The organism is Fervidobacterium nodosum Rt17-B1 (genome assembly GCF_000017545.1).
GTDB lineage: Bacteria > Thermotogota > Thermotogae > Thermotogales > Fervidobacteriaceae > Fervidobacterium > Fervidobacterium nodosum.
On record NC_009718.1, the window covers coordinates 673,979 to 688,995 of the forward strand.

At 36.7% G+C, this 15,017-nt stretch carries 17 protein-coding genes; 8 read left to right on the forward strand and 9 right to left on the reverse strand.

What is annotated here, in order from left to right; genetic code table 11:
* Window positions 1–18 precede the first annotated feature (18 nt).
* Complete coding sequence (gene ppdK / locus FNOD_RS03130; RefSeq protein ID WP_011993781.1) at window positions 19–2,664, reverse strand: pyruvate, phosphate dikinase; 2,646 nt, start codon at window positions 2,662–2,664, stop codon at window positions 19–21.
* A 222-nt stretch (window positions 2,665–2,886) separates the two neighbouring features.
* Here ppdK and FNOD_RS03135 point away from each other — a divergent pair, with 222 nt between their 5' ends.
* The gene (locus FNOD_RS03135; protein ID WP_011993782.1) at window positions 2,887–3,822 is read left to right on the forward strand and encodes an alpha/beta fold hydrolase; all 936 of its coding nucleotides are present in this window, start codon (window positions 2,887–2,889) and stop codon (window positions 3,820–3,822) included.
* A gap of 80 nt (window positions 3,823–3,902) precedes the next feature.
* Here the strand turns inward: FNOD_RS03135 and fabG are convergent, their stop codons facing one another.
* From fabG to FNOD_RS03170, 7 genes are read right to left on the reverse strand one after another with little or no spacing between them, the layout of a single operon-like run.
* On the reverse strand, window positions 3,903–4,601 hold the full coding sequence (gene fabG / locus FNOD_RS03140) for a 3-oxoacyl-ACP reductase FabG (RefSeq protein ID WP_011993783.1): 699 nt from the start codon (window positions 4,599–4,601) through the stop codon (window positions 3,903–3,905).
* Window positions 4,588–5,112, reverse strand: a complete 525-nt coding sequence (locus FNOD_RS03145; RefSeq protein WP_011993784.1) for a biotin transporter BioY — start codon at window positions 5,110–5,112, stop codon at window positions 4,588–4,590. The genes fabG and FNOD_RS03145 overlap by 14 nt, the downstream gene beginning before the upstream one ends.
* Window positions 5,109–6,008: an ACP S-malonyltransferase gene (gene fabD / locus FNOD_RS03150; protein ID WP_011993785.1), complete on the reverse strand. Its 900-nt coding sequence runs from the start codon at window positions 6,006–6,008 to the stop codon at window positions 5,109–5,111. The genes FNOD_RS03145 and fabD overlap by 4 nt, the downstream gene beginning before the upstream one ends.
* Before the next feature lie 23 nt (window positions 6,009–6,031).
* Entirely contained in the window at window positions 6,032–7,003 is a 972-nt protein-coding gene (fabK, locus tag FNOD_RS03155; protein ID WP_011993786.1) for an enoyl-[acyl-carrier-protein] reductase FabK, read from the reverse strand.
* On the reverse strand, window positions 7,000–7,428 hold the full coding sequence (gene fabZ / locus FNOD_RS03160) for a 3-hydroxyacyl-ACP dehydratase FabZ (protein ID WP_011993787.1): 429 nt from the start codon (window positions 7,426–7,428) through the stop codon (window positions 7,000–7,002). The genes fabK and fabZ overlap by 4 nt, the downstream gene beginning before the upstream one ends.
* A complete protein-coding gene (gene fabF / locus FNOD_RS03165; protein WP_011993788.1) occupies window positions 7,421–8,659 on the reverse strand; it encodes a beta-ketoacyl-ACP synthase II in 1,239 nt (412 codons plus the stop codon). The genes fabZ and fabF overlap by 8 nt, the downstream gene beginning before the upstream one ends.
* Window positions 8,659–9,507 carry a DegV family protein gene (locus FNOD_RS03170; RefSeq protein ID WP_011993789.1) on the reverse strand — a complete coding sequence of 283 codons (849 nt, stop codon included), beginning with the start codon at window positions 9,505–9,507 and terminating at the stop codon, window positions 8,659–8,661. Before FNOD_RS03170 ends, fabF begins: the two co-directional genes overlap by 1 nt.
* Before the next feature lie 209 nt (window positions 9,508–9,716).
* On the opposite strand from FNOD_RS03170, the gene acpP reads away from it, so the two are divergent.
* The 7 genes from acpP (at window position 9,717) to FNOD_RS03205 (ending at window position 14,347) form a co-directional block, all read left to right on the forward strand.
* Window positions 9,717–9,941, forward strand: a complete 225-nt coding sequence (gene acpP / locus FNOD_RS03175) for an acyl carrier protein (protein WP_011993790.1) — start codon at window positions 9,717–9,719, stop codon at window positions 9,939–9,941.
* 139 nt (window positions 9,942–10,080) lie between these two features.
* Entirely contained in the window at window positions 10,081–10,764 is a 684-nt protein-coding gene (locus FNOD_RS03180; protein ID WP_011993791.1) for a glycerophosphodiester phosphodiesterase family protein, read from the forward strand.
* Window positions 10,765–10,788: 24 nt separating this feature from the next.
* Window positions 10,789–11,718: an ABC transporter substrate-binding protein gene (locus FNOD_RS03185; protein ID WP_011993792.1), complete on the forward strand. Its 930-nt coding sequence runs from the start codon at window positions 10,789–10,791 to the stop codon at window positions 11,716–11,718.
* Window positions 11,719–11,745: 27 nt separating this feature from the next.
* Complete coding sequence (locus FNOD_RS03190) at window positions 11,746–12,276, forward strand: tetratricopeptide repeat protein (protein ID WP_011993793.1); 531 nt, start codon at window positions 11,746–11,748, stop codon at window positions 12,274–12,276.
* Between the two features lie 51 nt (window positions 12,277–12,327).
* Complete coding sequence (gene folE2 / locus FNOD_RS03195; RefSeq protein WP_041257095.1) at window positions 12,328–13,110, forward strand: GTP cyclohydrolase FolE2; 783 nt, start codon at window positions 12,328–12,330, stop codon at window positions 13,108–13,110.
* A 48-nt stretch (window positions 13,111–13,158) separates the two neighbouring features.
* The gene (locus FNOD_RS03200) at window positions 13,159–13,521 is read left to right on the forward strand and encodes a L7Ae/L30e/S12e/Gadd45 family ribosomal protein (RefSeq protein ID WP_011993795.1); all 363 of its coding nucleotides are present in this window, start codon (window positions 13,159–13,161) and stop codon (window positions 13,519–13,521) included.
* Entirely contained in the window at window positions 13,490–14,347 is an 858-nt protein-coding gene (locus tag FNOD_RS03205; RefSeq protein ID WP_011993796.1) for a GNAT family N-acetyltransferase, read from the forward strand. Before FNOD_RS03200 ends, FNOD_RS03205 begins: the two co-directional genes overlap by 32 nt.
* A 17-nt stretch (window positions 14,348–14,364) precedes the next feature.
* On the opposite strand, the gene trhA is transcribed toward FNOD_RS03205, so the two are convergent.
* Window positions 14,365–15,015: a PAQR family membrane homeostasis protein TrhA gene (trhA, locus tag FNOD_RS03210; protein ID WP_011993797.1), complete on the reverse strand. Its 651-nt coding sequence runs from the start codon at window positions 15,013–15,015 to the stop codon at window positions 14,365–14,367.
* Window positions 15,016–15,017 lie beyond the last annotated feature (2 nt).

Sequence of the window (15,017 nt, forward strand, 5' to 3'; positions counted from 1 at the left end):
CCGTGGTAAATTTTAAAATTAGCTTCTGTATTTAATGCTTGCTTGAGCTGCTGCAAGTCTTGCAACAGGAATTCTGTATGGTGATGCGCTGACGTAGTCAAGTTTTGTTTGGGCAAAGAACATTATGGATTTTGGATCTCCACCGTGTTCACCACAAACTCCACATTTGAGATTTGCTTTGACTGATTTACCTTTTTCTGTTGCTGATTTAACGAGTTGGCCTACACCTTCTGTATCAACGTGTTTGAATGGATCATCTTCAAGTATACCTTTTGCAAGGTATTCTGGTAAGAACTTACCAACGTCATCACGGCTGAATCCAAATGTCATCTGTGTAAGGTCGTTTGTACCGAAGCTGAAGAAGTCTGCTTCTTGAGCGATTTGGTCAGCTGTAACTGCCGCTCTTGGAACTTCTATCATTGTACCGACAAGATATTTGAGATCTACTCCGTGCTCTTTGATGAGTTTGTCTGCTGTTTCAATAACAACTTTCTTTATATATTTCAACTCGTTAACGTGACCTACGAGAGGTATCATTATTTCAGGAACAACTTCAATGCCTTCTTCTTTCTTAAGCTCAATTGCTGCGAGTATTATAGCTTTTGTTTGCATGACAGCGATTTCTGGGTATGTGATAACAAGTCTTACACCCCTGTGGCCAAGCATTGGGTTAAGTTCATGGAGTTGTTCAACAACTTTTTTGAGTTCTTCTACCGTTATTCCTATTTGTTGTGCAACTTCCGCCATTTGTTCTTCTTCATGTGGCAAGAATTCGTGGAGTGGTGGGTCAATAAGCCTTATTGTGACTGGGTAACCTTTCATTTCTCTGAATAGACCTTTGAAGTCTTCTTTTTGGAGTGGGAGAAGTTCAGCAAGTGCTGCTTCCCTTTCTTCAACTGTTCTTGCAACAATCATTCTTCTAACTTTTGGTATTCTGTCTTTTTCGAAGAACATGTGTTCGGTTCTACACAGACCGATACCTTCCGCTCCGAATTCTCTTGCAACTTTTGCGTCTCTTGGAACGTCTGCGTTTGCTCTGACACCGAGTTTTCTGAATTCGTCTGCCCAGGCAAGGAGTTCAGCAACTGGTCCTTCGAGTCCTCTTGGTTTAACTGTTGTAACTTTTCCGAGGAATACTTCACCTGTTGTACCATCTATAGATATCCATTCTCCTTCTTTTACAACAACATCTCCAACTTTGAGGTATCCTGCTTCTTCGTCAACAAATATACTCTCTGCACCAACTACGGCTGGTTTACCAAGACCTCTCGCAACAACTGCTGCGTGTGATGTCATACCACCGCGTGCTGTGAGTATACCTTCCGCTGCGTTCATACCACCAACGTCTTCTGGGCTTGTCTCTGGTCTGACAAGTAATACCTTTTCGCCGGTTTCAGCAACCGCTTCCGCTTTGTGAGCATCAAAGTAAACTTTACCTGTTGCGGCACCTGGTGATGCTGGAAGACCTTTTGCAATAACTTTTGCGTTCTTTCTTTCATTTTCATCAAATTTCGGGTGGAGAACTCTTTCAATATCAGCGGGTTGTACTCTTAAAACAGCCGTCTTCTTGTCAATAAGTCCTTCGTGAACCATGTCAACAGCGATTCTTATAGCTGCTTGACTTGTTCTCTTTGCGTTTCTTGTTTGGAGTATGTAGAGTTTTCCTTTTTCTACTGTGAATTCGATATCTTGCATATCTTTGAAGTATGCTTCAAGTCTATCCATTATCTGAATCAATTCTTCGTAAGCGCCTGGGAGCATTTCTTTCATCTTTTCAAGTGGATATGGTGTTCTTATACCAGCAACGACGTCTTCACCTTGTGCGTTTGGTAAGAATTCACCGTAGTGTACTTTTTCACCTGTGTTTGGATCTCTTGTAAAGCAGACACCTGTACCGCTGTCGTCACCCATGTTACCAAAGACCATCGCAACGATGTTGACTGCTGTACCGAGTAATTCTCCTTCTTTGATTCCATGAATTTCTCTGTACTTAATTGCCCTATCGCTCATCCATGACCAAATAACAGCTTCGATAGCTGCCCAGAGTTGTTTGTAAACATCTTGTGGAAATTCTTTTCCATGTTTTTTGTAAATTTCTTTGTATATTTCTACAAGTTTCTTAAGGTCTTCAGCGTCAAGTTCTGTGTCAAGTTTTACGCCTTTTTTGGCTTTCATTTCAGAAAGAGCGTTTTCGAAATCTGCGTGTGGAATGCCGAGAGCTGTGTCACCAAACATTTGCAAGAATCTTCTGTATGAATCGTACGCAAATCTTTCGTTGTTTGTCATTTCAACAAGACCTTTAACTGTTTCATCGTTCAAACCAAGGTTGAGGATTGTATCCATCATACCAGGCATGGAAATCGCAGCGCCCGATCTGACGGAAACAAGCAATGGTTTCTTAGGATCGCCAAATCCCTTTCCTGTTACTTCTTCGAGTTTTTTCATAGCTGTTTCAACTTCTTGTTTAAGTGTTTCTGGGTATGTTCTGTTGTTGTCGTAATAGTATTTACAAACTTCTGTAGAAATAGTAAAGCCTGGCGGGACTGGTACTCCTGCATTTGTCATTTCGGCAAGGTTTGCACCCTTACCACCGAGAATATCTTTCATCTGGGCGGTACCTTCCGCTTTTCCGTTAGCAAAGAAATAAACCCACTTCTTACTCATCTTAGCACCTCCATCCTATCAAAAATATAGGAATTTTCGCAATTAAAACCAAATTTCAAGTCAAATAAAACAACTAATGACTAATTACCCTTATTAATTGTACCATACTTTTTTATACTCTCTAATACTTTTAGTGATACATATTTTTTTCTTTTTTGTTAATTAATGTGAAGACACATAGGTGGTAAAATATACCTAAGGTGTGAAAAGGTGGTGGAAAGTATGCAGATATTTTTGAAAAGTTTATTGTTAAGTTTGACTTTTTACGTCGCATCTTTATTTATTACAACAGAGTTGACATTGGAAAATATCAAAAGTGATGTTGCTTATGTCGAAAGCAATGACATAAAAGTTGCTTACAGGGAAGTAGGAAAGGAAAATATTCAAAATGGCACGATCGTTTTCTTACACGGTTTTTCTGGTTCTTCTGTTGATTGGTTTGAGATTGTTAAGGTGTGTTCAAAAAAATACCATTGCGTGAGTATCGATATCCCACCGTTTGGATTATCGGAGAAATCGTATAATTTTGATTATTCAGACATTAACATTCTAAAAACACTTTTAGATATTTTAAATAAATTAAATTTAGAGAAATTCACGCTGGTTGGTCATTCTATGGGAGGATATTTATCAATACTAATAGCAAACGAAATTCCAGAGAGGATAAATAAATTGGTGCTTTTTGACGCCGCGTATAATGTACTAAATTTAACAGACTTGGAAAGAATTAACCCACTGAATGATGGACAATTATTCGATACCAAACTATTATCAACACTTTTGAACATCGGTTTAAAGATATACCCCCTTGTAAAATTGGTTTATTACAACGCACTTGGGGAAAACGCGATGATTTCAACGGAACATTTTGATAAATTATTTTCACAAAATTTCTTTTTACCTGGCGATGTTCTTGTTAAGTTTTCTATAGATAAAGTAATCAAACCAGTAAATTTAAATATTGACTTTCGAAGATTTAATTTTCCTGTGTTGATAATATACGGTGAGAACGATACGGTTACGCCACCTGCGATAGGAAGGTTTTTAAATGAACGAATCGAAAATTCAAAGTTTGTTTTAATTCCAAACGAAGGACATATGCCTCTTGCGAACAAAATAGCCATAGAGGTGTTTATGAATTTTATCGAAAAAAATTAAAAAAACAAAAAATTTGTCGGAGGATTTCCCCCGACATTGATATTAATGAGTTCCCCATTAGATTCAGAGAGGATTTCGTATCACATTTCCATTCCGCCATCTATCACTATAACTTGACCGTTTATGTACGTTCCATCAGTTACAAGGAATCTAACAAGTTTTGCCACTTCTTCAGGTTTACCAAATCGGCGCATAGATATTTTTTCAAGCGCTGCTTTTTTAATTTCTTCCGGAAGTTTTTCGGTCATAGGTGTTTCGATAAACCCAGGGGCTATCGCGTTGACTCTGACATTCTTCCTTCCAAATTCTTTCGCCAAAGATTTCGTAAGTCCAACAAGCCCTGCTTTTGAAGCGGAGTAATTCACTTGCCCGATGTTTCCTTCGAGCCCAACAACAGATGAAACATTTATTATCACACCTTCGTTCTTGACGATCTCTCTAATGCACGCTTTAACCATGTTGAATGCACCTGTAAGGTTTGTGTTTATAACTGCATCCCAATCTTCATAGCTCATTCGATAAACCAGGTTATCCTTTGTGATACCTGCGTTGTTTATAAGTATATCTATTCTTCCATACTTTCCAATTACATCTTTAACAGCTTCTTCAACAGCTTGACGATTTGTGATATCCAAAACGTACTCTATCCCTTCGTTAGAAGGTACATAGTTAAACCCAATAACTGTGCAGCCTTCCTCCGTTAATTCCTTTGTTATAGCTCTTCCTATCCCACCAGAAGCCCCCGTTACAATCGCAACTTTCCCTTCAAGCTTCTTCATTTAATTTTCCCTCCATTATTTTTTCTAATTTCTTAGAAGCGTACAATGCAAGTATCATCTTTACAAAATCGATACCTATAAATGGTAATACGCCAACTAAAAACGCTTTTGAAAAGTTTTTTATAAACAAACCAAGTACAGACCAACCAAGTAAGTAAACAACTGTCAAACCTGTTATACCAGCTAAGAAATAATTTATCTTTCTCAAATAGCTAATTAAAAATGCCGCTATGGGGAAAGCCCATAGGTAACCTGCCGTTGGTCCAACGAGGTGTTGAAAACCAGCGGAAAAATTCGCGAAAACAGGTATGCCTATAACCCCAAGGGCAAGGTACAATACCATCGCCGTCAACGCATCCATTGGATTAAGGAAAAAGCCTGCAAGAAATACAAATAGCATCTGCAAAGTAACTGGTACTGTTCCCAAAGGAATAGAAATCTGTGCCCCAACTGCCGTTAATACTGCGAAGACTGGTATCAAGACAATTCTTAAGACTCGGTCTTTTTTCATTTTTCGTAAACCTCCTCTGTAGTTATTAAAGATGAGAAGTGTTTTGTATTAATTTTAGCTTTTTTTAGCATAGAACTCAAGACGTTTTTTGGACCGACTTCTATGAATTCATCGACACCAAGTTCAAGCATTCTGTCGATAGATTGTTTCCAATAAACTGGGCCACTTATCTGTTCAAGCAAATAATGCTTTATCTTGTCTGGGTCTGTTAGTTCTTTTGCTATGCTGTTCATGATTATAGGATATTTCGGTGTTTTGAATTTGATATTTTCAACTTCTTTTGCCATTTTCTCTCTTGCTTCATCTAAAAATGGTGTATGGAACGGACCGGAGACTTTTAATTCAATTGCCCTGTAACCTTTTTCGGTGAGGTTAGCGACAAATGATTTTATACTATCAGCTTTTCCACTTACAACATTCTGTTCTGCTGAATTGTAATTTGCTATGTAAAGTCCATCGTATTGTTTTACGAATTCTTCGAGCAATTCGATAGGCACCCCCATAACCGCTGCCATGCTACCTTCGCCGGGTTTCATCGTTTGAGAGATGTATTCTCCTCTTTTTCTAACTAGATATATGCCTGTCTCAAAGTCGTACACTCCAGCAGCCGCAAGAGCGGTGTACTCACCTAGACTGTGCCCTGCAACGTAATCTGGTTCCAAACCTTTTTTTGTTGTTTCAACATATGCTACGTAACTTGCCAAGAATATCGCAGGTTGAGCATTCTCAGTAATCTTTAGTATCTCTTCGTCTCCATCCATTATCTCCGTTATGTCAAAACCTAAAACTTCTATCGCTTTTTGAGCGTAATATTCCCAAGACGCGTATTTCGAAAATTCACTTGCCATTCCACTGTATTGAGACCCTTGACCAGGAAATAAGAATGCTTTTAACATATTTATCTCCCTCCTATTTACACTTACTTACTGTAAGTCAATTCCAAATCGTTGTAAATCTCCATTCTTACGTTATTCAACTTTTCCAGAGTTTGTGTGAATTCTCTCATTATGTCTTGTATAACCTCGTCAACGTGTTTAATTTCGTTAATTAATCCAACGCACTGACCAGCCATGAATGAACCTTCGTCTATATTACCATCAACAACCGCTTTACGTAAACTACCGACAAGAACTTCCTCTGCTTCCTGGAGATTTTCAACCTCCAATTCTCTTACTTTCTTTGCAAATCTCGTTTCGATTACTCTTGCAGGATGACCTAAAGTTGCACCAGTTACAACGGTATCTCTGATACCGGATTTTACAATTAATTTTTTGAAGTTTTCGTGTGTATCAGCTTCGTAAGTAGCTATAAATCTTGTACCCATTTGGATACCTTCCGCACCTAAAGCGAACATGGCTGCCATAGCCTTCCCGTCCGCTATTCCACCTGCTGCGATAACAGGGATACTTACGCTTCTGCATACTGCGTTAACAAGGACAAGTGTTGTTACCTCACCTATGTGCCCTCCAGATTCCATACCTTCGGCTATGACCGCATCTGCTCCTATTCGCTCCATCATCTTCGCCATATTGTCTGAAGCAACTACCGGTATCACTTTCGTACCGATTTCTTTTAACTTAGCAATGTATTTTGAAGGATTACCCGCACCGAACGTTACAACTGGTACGCGTTCTTGAATTACTAAATCCACAAGCTCATCCGCATAAGGGGACACTAGTATTATATTTACACCGAACGGCTTATCTGTGAGTTGTCGAATTTCATCAATCGCCTTTTTCAAATGCTCGCCCTTCATCGCACCAGAACCGATGATGCCAAGTCCACCCGCGTTTGAGACGGCTGCGGCAAGTTTGGGTGTGCCTGCCCAAGACATTCCTCCCATTATTATCGGGTACTTTATACCTAAAAGCTCACAAACTCTGTTTTTCATTTTTCTTCACCCTCTTTTGAACCAACCATCAATTTAGCTTTTGCAACTAATTGATTATCAACGTACGCTTTAGCGTCGATTATCGCTATTGGGCCTTTCTTTTCGATAAGTTTTATGTTATAAATAAGTTCGCATTCCGGTCTTACCTCTTTCTTAAACCTTGCTTCATCGATACCTAAAAACAATGGAACAACTTTTCCTGTGTTGGTTCTTAATAACATTATTCCAGAAGCTTGAGCTAAACCTTCGATTATGTAAACGCCAGGGTATATAGGGTAATCTGGAAAATGACCTTTTAAAACCGGCTCGTCTTTTTTTACGTATTTTTTAGCTACAACATAATCTTCACCTATTTCCAAAACTTCATCGACAAGAAGAATAGGTTCTCTGTGTGGTAAGATTTTCATTATCTCTTCTTTATTCATATTTTCCCACCACCAAGGAAGCGTTGTGCCCGCCAAATCCAAATGAGTTCTTTACAAAATTCCTTATATTCGCTTGGACTGTCTGCCTTGGAATGTTGAAATAATCTGGTCCATCTAACTCTTCAAGATTTGGCATGCCATGTACAAAACCACCGTTCATTTGAATTATAGCACCGATTAATTCAGTCGCACCTGCCGCACCTAATAAATGCCCCATAAGAGTTTTTGTGGAGTTAACGTAAATTCTCTTCACATGTTCACCAAATACATTTTCTATAGCCTTTAATTCAACTTCATCACCTGCTGGCGTACTTGTGGCATGACAGTTCACGAAGTCTATATCTTTCGGCTCTAATCCCGCATCTTCCAGCGCCATTTTCATAGCTTTACTTGAACCACGCGCTTCTGGATCTGGCGCGCTGAAATGGTGAGCATCATCGTTCATGGCGTAACCTTTAATTTCCGCAATTATCTTCGCTCCACGTGCCTTTGCAAAATCCTCCGATTCCAAGATAACCACACCAGCTCCTTCACCCATTACGAAACCATCTCGAGCTTTGTCAAATGGTCTTGATGCTTTTTTAGGCTCATCGTTTCGTGTTGAAAGCGCTCTCATCGATGCGAAACCTGCAATTGGAAGTTCCGCAATTGTAGCTTCTGAACCACCAGCTATGATAACGTCTGCGTAGCCATGTCTGATCAACATAGCACCTAACGCAATCGAATGAATAGAAGTTGCGCAAGCACTTACCGGCGCGAAATTGGGACCTTTCAATCCAAATTCCATGGCTATAACTCCACTCGCCATGTTGATAAGTATCATTGGTATAAGGAATGGGCTTACTCTATCAGGGCCTTTTTCTCTAAGCACTTCATTTTGTTCAGCTAGTGTTATAAATCCACCCATTCCAGAAGATACAAGAACACCTACTCTCTCTTCAATATCTTCAAAATTCAAACCGCTCATCTCTACAGCTTGCTTTGCTGCGGCAAGTGCGAATTGAGAATATCTGTCAAGTCTTTTAACCAATTTCTTTTCTATGTACTCTTCTGGTTTGAAATCTCTAACCTCTGCGGCGATTTGGACCGGCAGTTTTGATGCATCAAAAGACGAAATCTTATCAATACCTATGACCATGTCTCTTAAACTTTTTTCAAATTCATCGACGCTCTTCCCGATAGGAGAGATAACCCCCATTCCAGTTATAACTACTCTTCTTTTCCTTTCCATCACTCTAAGTGCACCCCCTTACCTACGACAATCCCAAAAGCTTCAGGTCCTATATGAGCCGCTATAGCCGAACCGATGTCGGTAACACCAATAAGTCCTTTTTTATATGGTTGTATAAGCTTTTCAAAATGTGTTTTCATGCTACCTATTGTGTAAGCACCAATGACTGTGTAATCATCGGTTATTTTCTGTGACTCTATGAATTTATTAACGATATTTTGAATAGTTAATATGGCACTGTCCATAGACCTCACAGTACCCAAAGTACTAACTTCACCATCGCTATCGGTTGTCAAAATAGGCTTCAAATTTAAAACTTTACCAATCAAAGCTTTCGCCTTGCCTATGCGTCCACCCTTGTAAAGATACTCAAGAGTGGGAACGAAAAACGCCAACAGTGATTCTTTCTCAAATTTATCGATATCTGCTTGAGTTAATTTTCCAGTATTTTTGACCTGTTCCATCGCTCTGAGAATAACATAACCTTGTTTTATGCAAGCAGTTTTAGAGTCAAGAACATGAACATTTTTTAAATTCATCGATATTGCTATGTTTTTGACCAAATCGTATGTGTTACTCAATTTGGATGAGATTGTTATTATAAATACCTCTTCACTTTCTTCTGCAGATTCTCTAATTGTTTTTTCTATAATTTCTGGCTTTGGTAATGAAGTAGTTGGTATATACCCTTGAAGTTCTAAGTTGTAAAGCTCTTGGGAACTGATACTAACCTTATCTTCGTATTCCTTTTCGTTTACAAAAACCCTTAGTGGAAGTATCTTAATATCATACGGTAATTTTAGATTCCTTGGCAAATCAAAGCCTGAATCGGTTATAAACGTGTACATACATTTCACCTCCCAATTTTCAAAAAAATTATACCCCACTCAACAATTTTAGTCAATGCTAATTTTTATAAAATAATATAAACTTAGTTGTTGACAATAAAATATTTTTATGATAAATTAACTATTAGAAGTTTTTTTGACATTTTACCGATATTTAAAAACATATTAAAAGAAAAGAGTGATTTGGTGTGAAAGGGGAGGCTGAAATTATGGAACAAAGAGTATGTGAAATCATTGCAGAGCAACTTGGCATCGATGTTAACGATGTAAAGCCTGAAAAAAGCCTTATGGAAGATCTTGGAGCCGATTCCTTAGACATCGTTGATCTTGTTATGGCATTCGAAGATGAGTTTGGTGTAAAGATAAGTGACCAAGACCTTTCAAAAATTAAAACTGTACAAGATGTTATCGAAGCTATAAAGTTAAGGGCATAATTGCACATAGTAAAACTAACCCCCAACAGAATGTTCTGTTGGGGGTTAGTTTTTATATTGTTTTCTGTCAAATTATGGTATAATTAATGTAAACACGAATTTAATGAGTATGATGAGAAGTTTTCTTAGAGGTGATTGTATGATAATTCTAGGACATAGAGGAATCCCTGCTTTAATAAAAGAAAACACATTAGAATCATTACTAAAGGCTATAGAACTTGGCGCTGATGGTATTGAAACTGATGTGAGATTAACAAAAGATGGGACACCTGTACTGATTCACGATGATAATCTTTCGAATTTTTGCGGTGAAGATATCAAAATTAAAGAACTTACCATAAGTGAACTTAAAGAATTTAGATACGATGGAATGACAATACCAACACTCGAAGAATTCTTACTTTCAGTACCTCACAACAAATGCCTGAATTTAGAAATTAAAGAATACGAAGCTGGAGAAATTACAGTTGAACTTGGCAAAAGATACGAAGGAAATGTTATTTATAGTTCATTTAATCATGATTTGATAACAGAGCTAAAAAATAAGTATACCGATTACAAATTTGGGTATTTGTTCGGTGAAGAGCACATGGGAATGAGCATTGAAGAAATCATCGATTTATTCAAACACAATACTTACAGCGCGCATTTGCCAATCAAAGGTTACCTTTCGAAACCAGAACTTTTTAATAAACTTCTTCCTATGCTCAGAGAAATGTGTATAAAAATCGTGTTTTGGACTGTGAACTCAAAAGATGAGATTGCTAAGATAAGTGAATACGTAGATTACTTAATAACAGACGATATAAGAATTTTTAAATAAAAAAAGACAGGTTGGGGGGATATGATGACTCGATTTTTAATTACAATAATATTGATTTTTACAATTGCTATCTTCTGGTTTGTCAATTCTTCAAAATATGTCGGATATATTTACAACCCAAGAACAGCTTCCAAGGATTTTTTAGCATCTGGATATAGCAATCTTAATCTTCTTGCTTTCGATAGCGAGAGTAATTTGGAAAAGACATTTAGAATGCTAGAAGAGAAAGGTATAAAAATTATTATTGGCCCACCAACATCCGCAGAAGGTGAGATGATTTTACCGTACTTGAAAAAATACAATAGTGTTGCACTTTCGGCAACGATTTCTTCAACTAAGCTTTTGAATAGTGGTTACATTTATTCTTTCACGGTATCAAACAAGTTCATATTAGAAAAGTTAAGGCAACTTCTCGATTTTTTAGACTCAAAAAAGGTGCTTTTGGTTTCAGATCCATCCAACAGACAATACAGCGACGAGTTTAAAGGTATTTTTTCAACATTTGAAGGCATGAATCTTTACTATTATAATATAAATTCTCTAAAAAGTATCAACGCTACAGATTTTGATACCGTTGTTATGACAATTTTTCCAAAAGACGCCGCGGAAGTTGTTAAAGAAATGAAAAAAGAAAATCCTTCTCTTAAATTTGTTGGTATGGATAGTGTCATGGCAGAAAACTTTGTAAATTTGGGAGGACAAGCAGTAGAAGGTGTTTACATAATTTATTCCATGGGAGATTTTGAAAATCCAGAATATGAGCTTATCAGCGAAATTGCTGATTTTTTGTCAAAGCACAAATTTCTCTCAGCCGATCAATTTAAAAGATTTCTGAAGACGAATGTAATTGAAACACCTAAAGGTAGGTATCATTACAACAATGAAAGTATAGACAGAGAAGTAAAAATTTTTATGGTAAAGAATGGAAAGTTTGTTCCTGTTCAAGTCTTTTAAAAAATAATTAAAAAGGATGATTAAGTTATGAGAATGGAAAAACTTGTATTAATTTTCGCAACAATATTTTGCTTTTTGTTTGTTTTTGTTTACTCTTACAACGTTAATCTATCAAATAAAATTAAAAGAATGGAAAAAATAATAAAAGCTTACGAATTGTACACTTCTGAGAGCAAAGAGTTCGCAAATTACGTTAAAGAAAATAACTTGAAGGAGCTTGAACCACTTCTGTCAAAGTATATGCTCAACGATATTCGCTTAAAAATAGATAAAGCCAAACAATTTTACAGAGAAGGTAATTACTCAGATGCGTCAGCTTTGTTAAGAGAGATAAAAGATACAGAAAATCCTTGGATGGATGAAATATACTTTTACTTAGGGATGTCACTGTATAAACTAGGTGAAATAGAGAGCTCAAAATTGTTCTTATCCACTTTTATGGATAATTTCCAATACTCAATATACCGCAAGGAAGCTCTTTTATTGCTTAAAGAATTATCAAACGATGAGATAAAAAAACAAATCGATAAAGTTTTGAGTAGTATGAAAGGGTTATAATGTATTAATGTATTTTATAAAAATGTGAATACACACGGAGGTATTTGGATGTTGAAAGACGTGCAAAATGAAAGGGATAACAGAAATATATATTTAAAAAGAGTGGGCGTAAAAGATTTGAGATATCCTATAGTTGTCTTAGATAGAACAAATGTTACTCAAAATACGATAGCTACACTAAACATGTTTGTTGATTTGCCAAAAGACTATCGTGGAACTCATATGAGTAGATTTATCGAAGTTTTAAATGAGTACCACTTGGAGATAAACCCAAAAAGAATAAAGGAGATCCTCAGAAGTTTAAAGAAAGTTTTAAACGCAAAAAGGTCTGTTATAGAAATAACGTTCCCATTTTTTCTTTTGAAAAAGGCACCTGTGACAGGCAGCGAAAGTTATTTGGAATATACCTGCTCATTTGAAGCGGAAATGAATGGCGATCATCTTGATTTTTCAACTACTGTCACAGCGCCAATCCATACACTGTGTCCATGCTCTAAAGAAATCAGTGAGTATGGGGCACACAATCAGAGGGCAAAATGTAGTGTAACATTTAAGAGCAAAGAAATGGTATGGATAGAAGATATAATAGAAATTATCGAAGAGAGCGCAAGTGCCCCGATATTCACCCTGCTTAAGAGAGCTGATGAAAAATATGTAACTGAACATGCGTATGACAATCCAAAATTTGTTGAAGATGTCGCAAGAGATGTGGCACTGAGATTGAAAAAATATGATAAAATAGAATGGTACAAAGTAGAAGTGGAGAGTTTTGAGTCAATTCACGCACATAACGCTTACGCTTGTTTGACAAGCGATGAGATAGAAAAAATATAGCAAACATAGTAAACTTTGATAAGTGAAATATTTGGGGTGATTATAATTATGAATATAAGTGAAAGTGGAACAAGCAAAATACTAACATACCTTGGTTTTGCAGCTAAATCTGGTAAGCTCGTATATGGTAAAGATATGATAAGGGAGTATATAACCGATCCAAAAATTCAAAATAAGTTGATTATAATCGCAACCGATGCTGGACCAAGGGTAAAAAAGGATCTAAAGATACGCTGTGAAATAAACAACGTAAAATACTTCGAAATTTTCGAAAAATCTACTTTATCAAAAGCTACAGGTATGAAAGAAGTTTCCGCGTTAGGAATAACCGATGAAAATTTATCAAAAGCTATCGTTGATGTTCTAAGGGGGGAGCAGAATGTCAGAGGAAAAGATACTAACGGTCGCTGAATATTCGCTTATTGATTTCGTTCAATTGGTGAATAAAATATTTCAAGATTACGTTTTACCTATAAATTGGAATGTATTGAGTTTCAAAATGGATGCTCGAGAAAATTCAATATCTTTTTCTGACTCTTTTGTCTTCGTGAAAAACAATGAGCCTGTTGGTTTTATCCTAATCTCAATTAGAGGAAAAAGGGCACGTATAGACGCGATGGGTGTTGTTGAAAATGAACGTGGTAAAGGATTAGCAGAAAGAATATTAAAACATGCATTTCATCACTTAAAACTCAAAAATATTGAGAACATTAGCCTTGAAGTTGCAGCATCAGATGAACGCGCCGTAAGGTTTTACGATAAGAACGGCTTTAGAAAAGTTAGAGAGCTTCACACATTTGTTTTAGAAAACCCACAACCTGAGAATTTACACTACTCATCTTTTACAAGCGATAGCAAATATGTATATTCAGTTGCCCTAAACAACGAACTCCAAATACACAGAAAAGTGAATTGGCAGAGAGAACCTATTTCCTTGCTGTTAGCTGATGGAAGATATAACTATACACGATTGCACATAGGAAATACTGAAGGTTACGTCGTTTGGGGCAAAAATGAAGACAATTCAGTATTTATAGTTGATTTAGCGGCGAAATCAGAAAATTTGTCAAATTGGGAACTTATTTGTAATTGCGCGATAGATTACTTATCCAAACAAATTAACCCAAGCATAATAAGTGTTGTTTCTGTAGCTGAAGACGATTATTTGCACAATACTTTGCTAGAAAGCGATTTTAGAATAGTCTTCACTCAATATGAAATGTGTAGAAAATTATAAAGAGTTATGCTATAGAATCAACGAGCTACAACATTGAACACAGCAAAGTAATGTAAAAAACTTCCAAGCAAAACAAACAAATGCCATACCATATGCCCAAATTTCAATCTTCTCCAAACGTAAAATATTGTACCAAGCGTATATGATACCCCACCAAGCACTAACAACCATAGTGTTGTATTTGAAATTGCCGAAATTAAAGGTTTGAATTCGAATACTATCATCCAACCAAGAAATATATAAATAAGCGTTGAGAGTATCAAAAACCTTTTCACAAAGAATACTTTTAAGAAAATACCTATAGCAGTAAGTAACCACACTATAGCAAACATGGTCCATCCAATTTTTCCGTTAAGTGAAACTAAAGTAAAAGGCGTATACGTTCCAGCTATCAAAAGATATATTGACGAGTGATCGAGTATCTCAAATATTTGCTTGGCTTTCTTGTGCTGTATAGAATGGTATAAAGTTGACGAAAGATACATTATCATTAGAGATACACCGTAAATAACCGCTGAAACAATTTTAAGTGCATCATGTGTAAAAGTCGAAAAAATAATAAGTACAACCAATCCTGCTATTCCAAATAAAGCCCCCACACCATGAGTTATAGAATTTGCTATCTCTTCGCCAATAGTGTATTTCTCATTATTGTCAAAATCCCTCATCA

What these genes read in the sequence shown, in the direction of transcription:
- ppdK (WP_011993781.1), bottom strand. Translation starts at nt 2,664, where the DNA reads ATGAGTAAGAAGTGGGTTTATTTCTTTGCTAACGGAAAAGCGGAAGGT.
- FNOD_RS03135 (WP_011993782.1), top strand. Translation starts at nt 2,887, where the DNA reads ATGCAGATATTTTTGAAAAGTTTATTGTTAAGTTTGACTTTTTACGTC.
- fabG (WP_011993783.1), bottom strand. Translation starts at nt 4,601, where the DNA reads ATGAAGAAGCTTGAAGGGAAAGTTGCGATTGTAACGGGGGCTTCTGGT.
- FNOD_RS03145 (WP_011993784.1), bottom strand. Translation starts at nt 5,112, where the DNA reads ATGAAAAAAGACCGAGTCTTAAGAATTGTCTTGATACCAGTCTTCGCA.
- fabD (WP_011993785.1), bottom strand. Translation starts at nt 6,008, where the DNA reads ATGTTAAAAGCATTCTTATTTCCTGGTCAAGGGTCTCAATACAGTGGA.
- fabK (WP_011993786.1), bottom strand. Translation starts at nt 7,003, where the DNA reads ATGAAAAACAGAGTTTGTGAGCTTTTAGGTATAAAGTACCCGATAATA.
- fabZ (WP_011993787.1), bottom strand. Translation starts at nt 7,428, where the DNA reads ATGAATAAAGAAGAGATAATGAAAATCTTACCACACAGAGAACCTATT.
- fabF (WP_011993788.1), bottom strand. Translation starts at nt 8,659, where the DNA reads ATGGAAAGGAAAAGAAGAGTAGTTATAACTGGAATGGGGGTTATCTCT.
- FNOD_RS03170 (WP_011993789.1), bottom strand. Translation starts at nt 9,507, where the DNA reads ATGTACACGTTTATAACCGATTCAGGCTTTGATTTGCCAAGGAATCTA.
- acpP (WP_011993790.1), top strand. Translation starts at nt 9,717, where the DNA reads ATGGAACAAAGAGTATGTGAAATCATTGCAGAGCAACTTGGCATCGAT.
- FNOD_RS03180 (WP_011993791.1), top strand. Translation starts at nt 10,081, where the DNA reads ATGATAATTCTAGGACATAGAGGAATCCCTGCTTTAATAAAAGAAAAC.
- FNOD_RS03185 (WP_011993792.1), top strand. Translation starts at nt 10,789, where the DNA reads ATGACTCGATTTTTAATTACAATAATATTGATTTTTACAATTGCTATC.
- FNOD_RS03190 (WP_011993793.1), top strand. Translation starts at nt 11,746, where the DNA reads ATGAGAATGGAAAAACTTGTATTAATTTTCGCAACAATATTTTGCTTT.
- FNOD_RS03200 (WP_011993795.1), top strand. Translation starts at nt 13,159, where the DNA reads ATGAATATAAGTGAAAGTGGAACAAGCAAAATACTAACATACCTTGGT.
- FNOD_RS03205 (WP_011993796.1), top strand. Translation starts at nt 13,490, where the DNA reads ATGTCAGAGGAAAAGATACTAACGGTCGCTGAATATTCGCTTATTGAT.
- trhA (WP_011993797.1), bottom strand. Translation starts at nt 15,015, where the DNA reads ATGAGGGATTTTGACAATAATGAGAAATACACTATTGGCGAAGAGATA.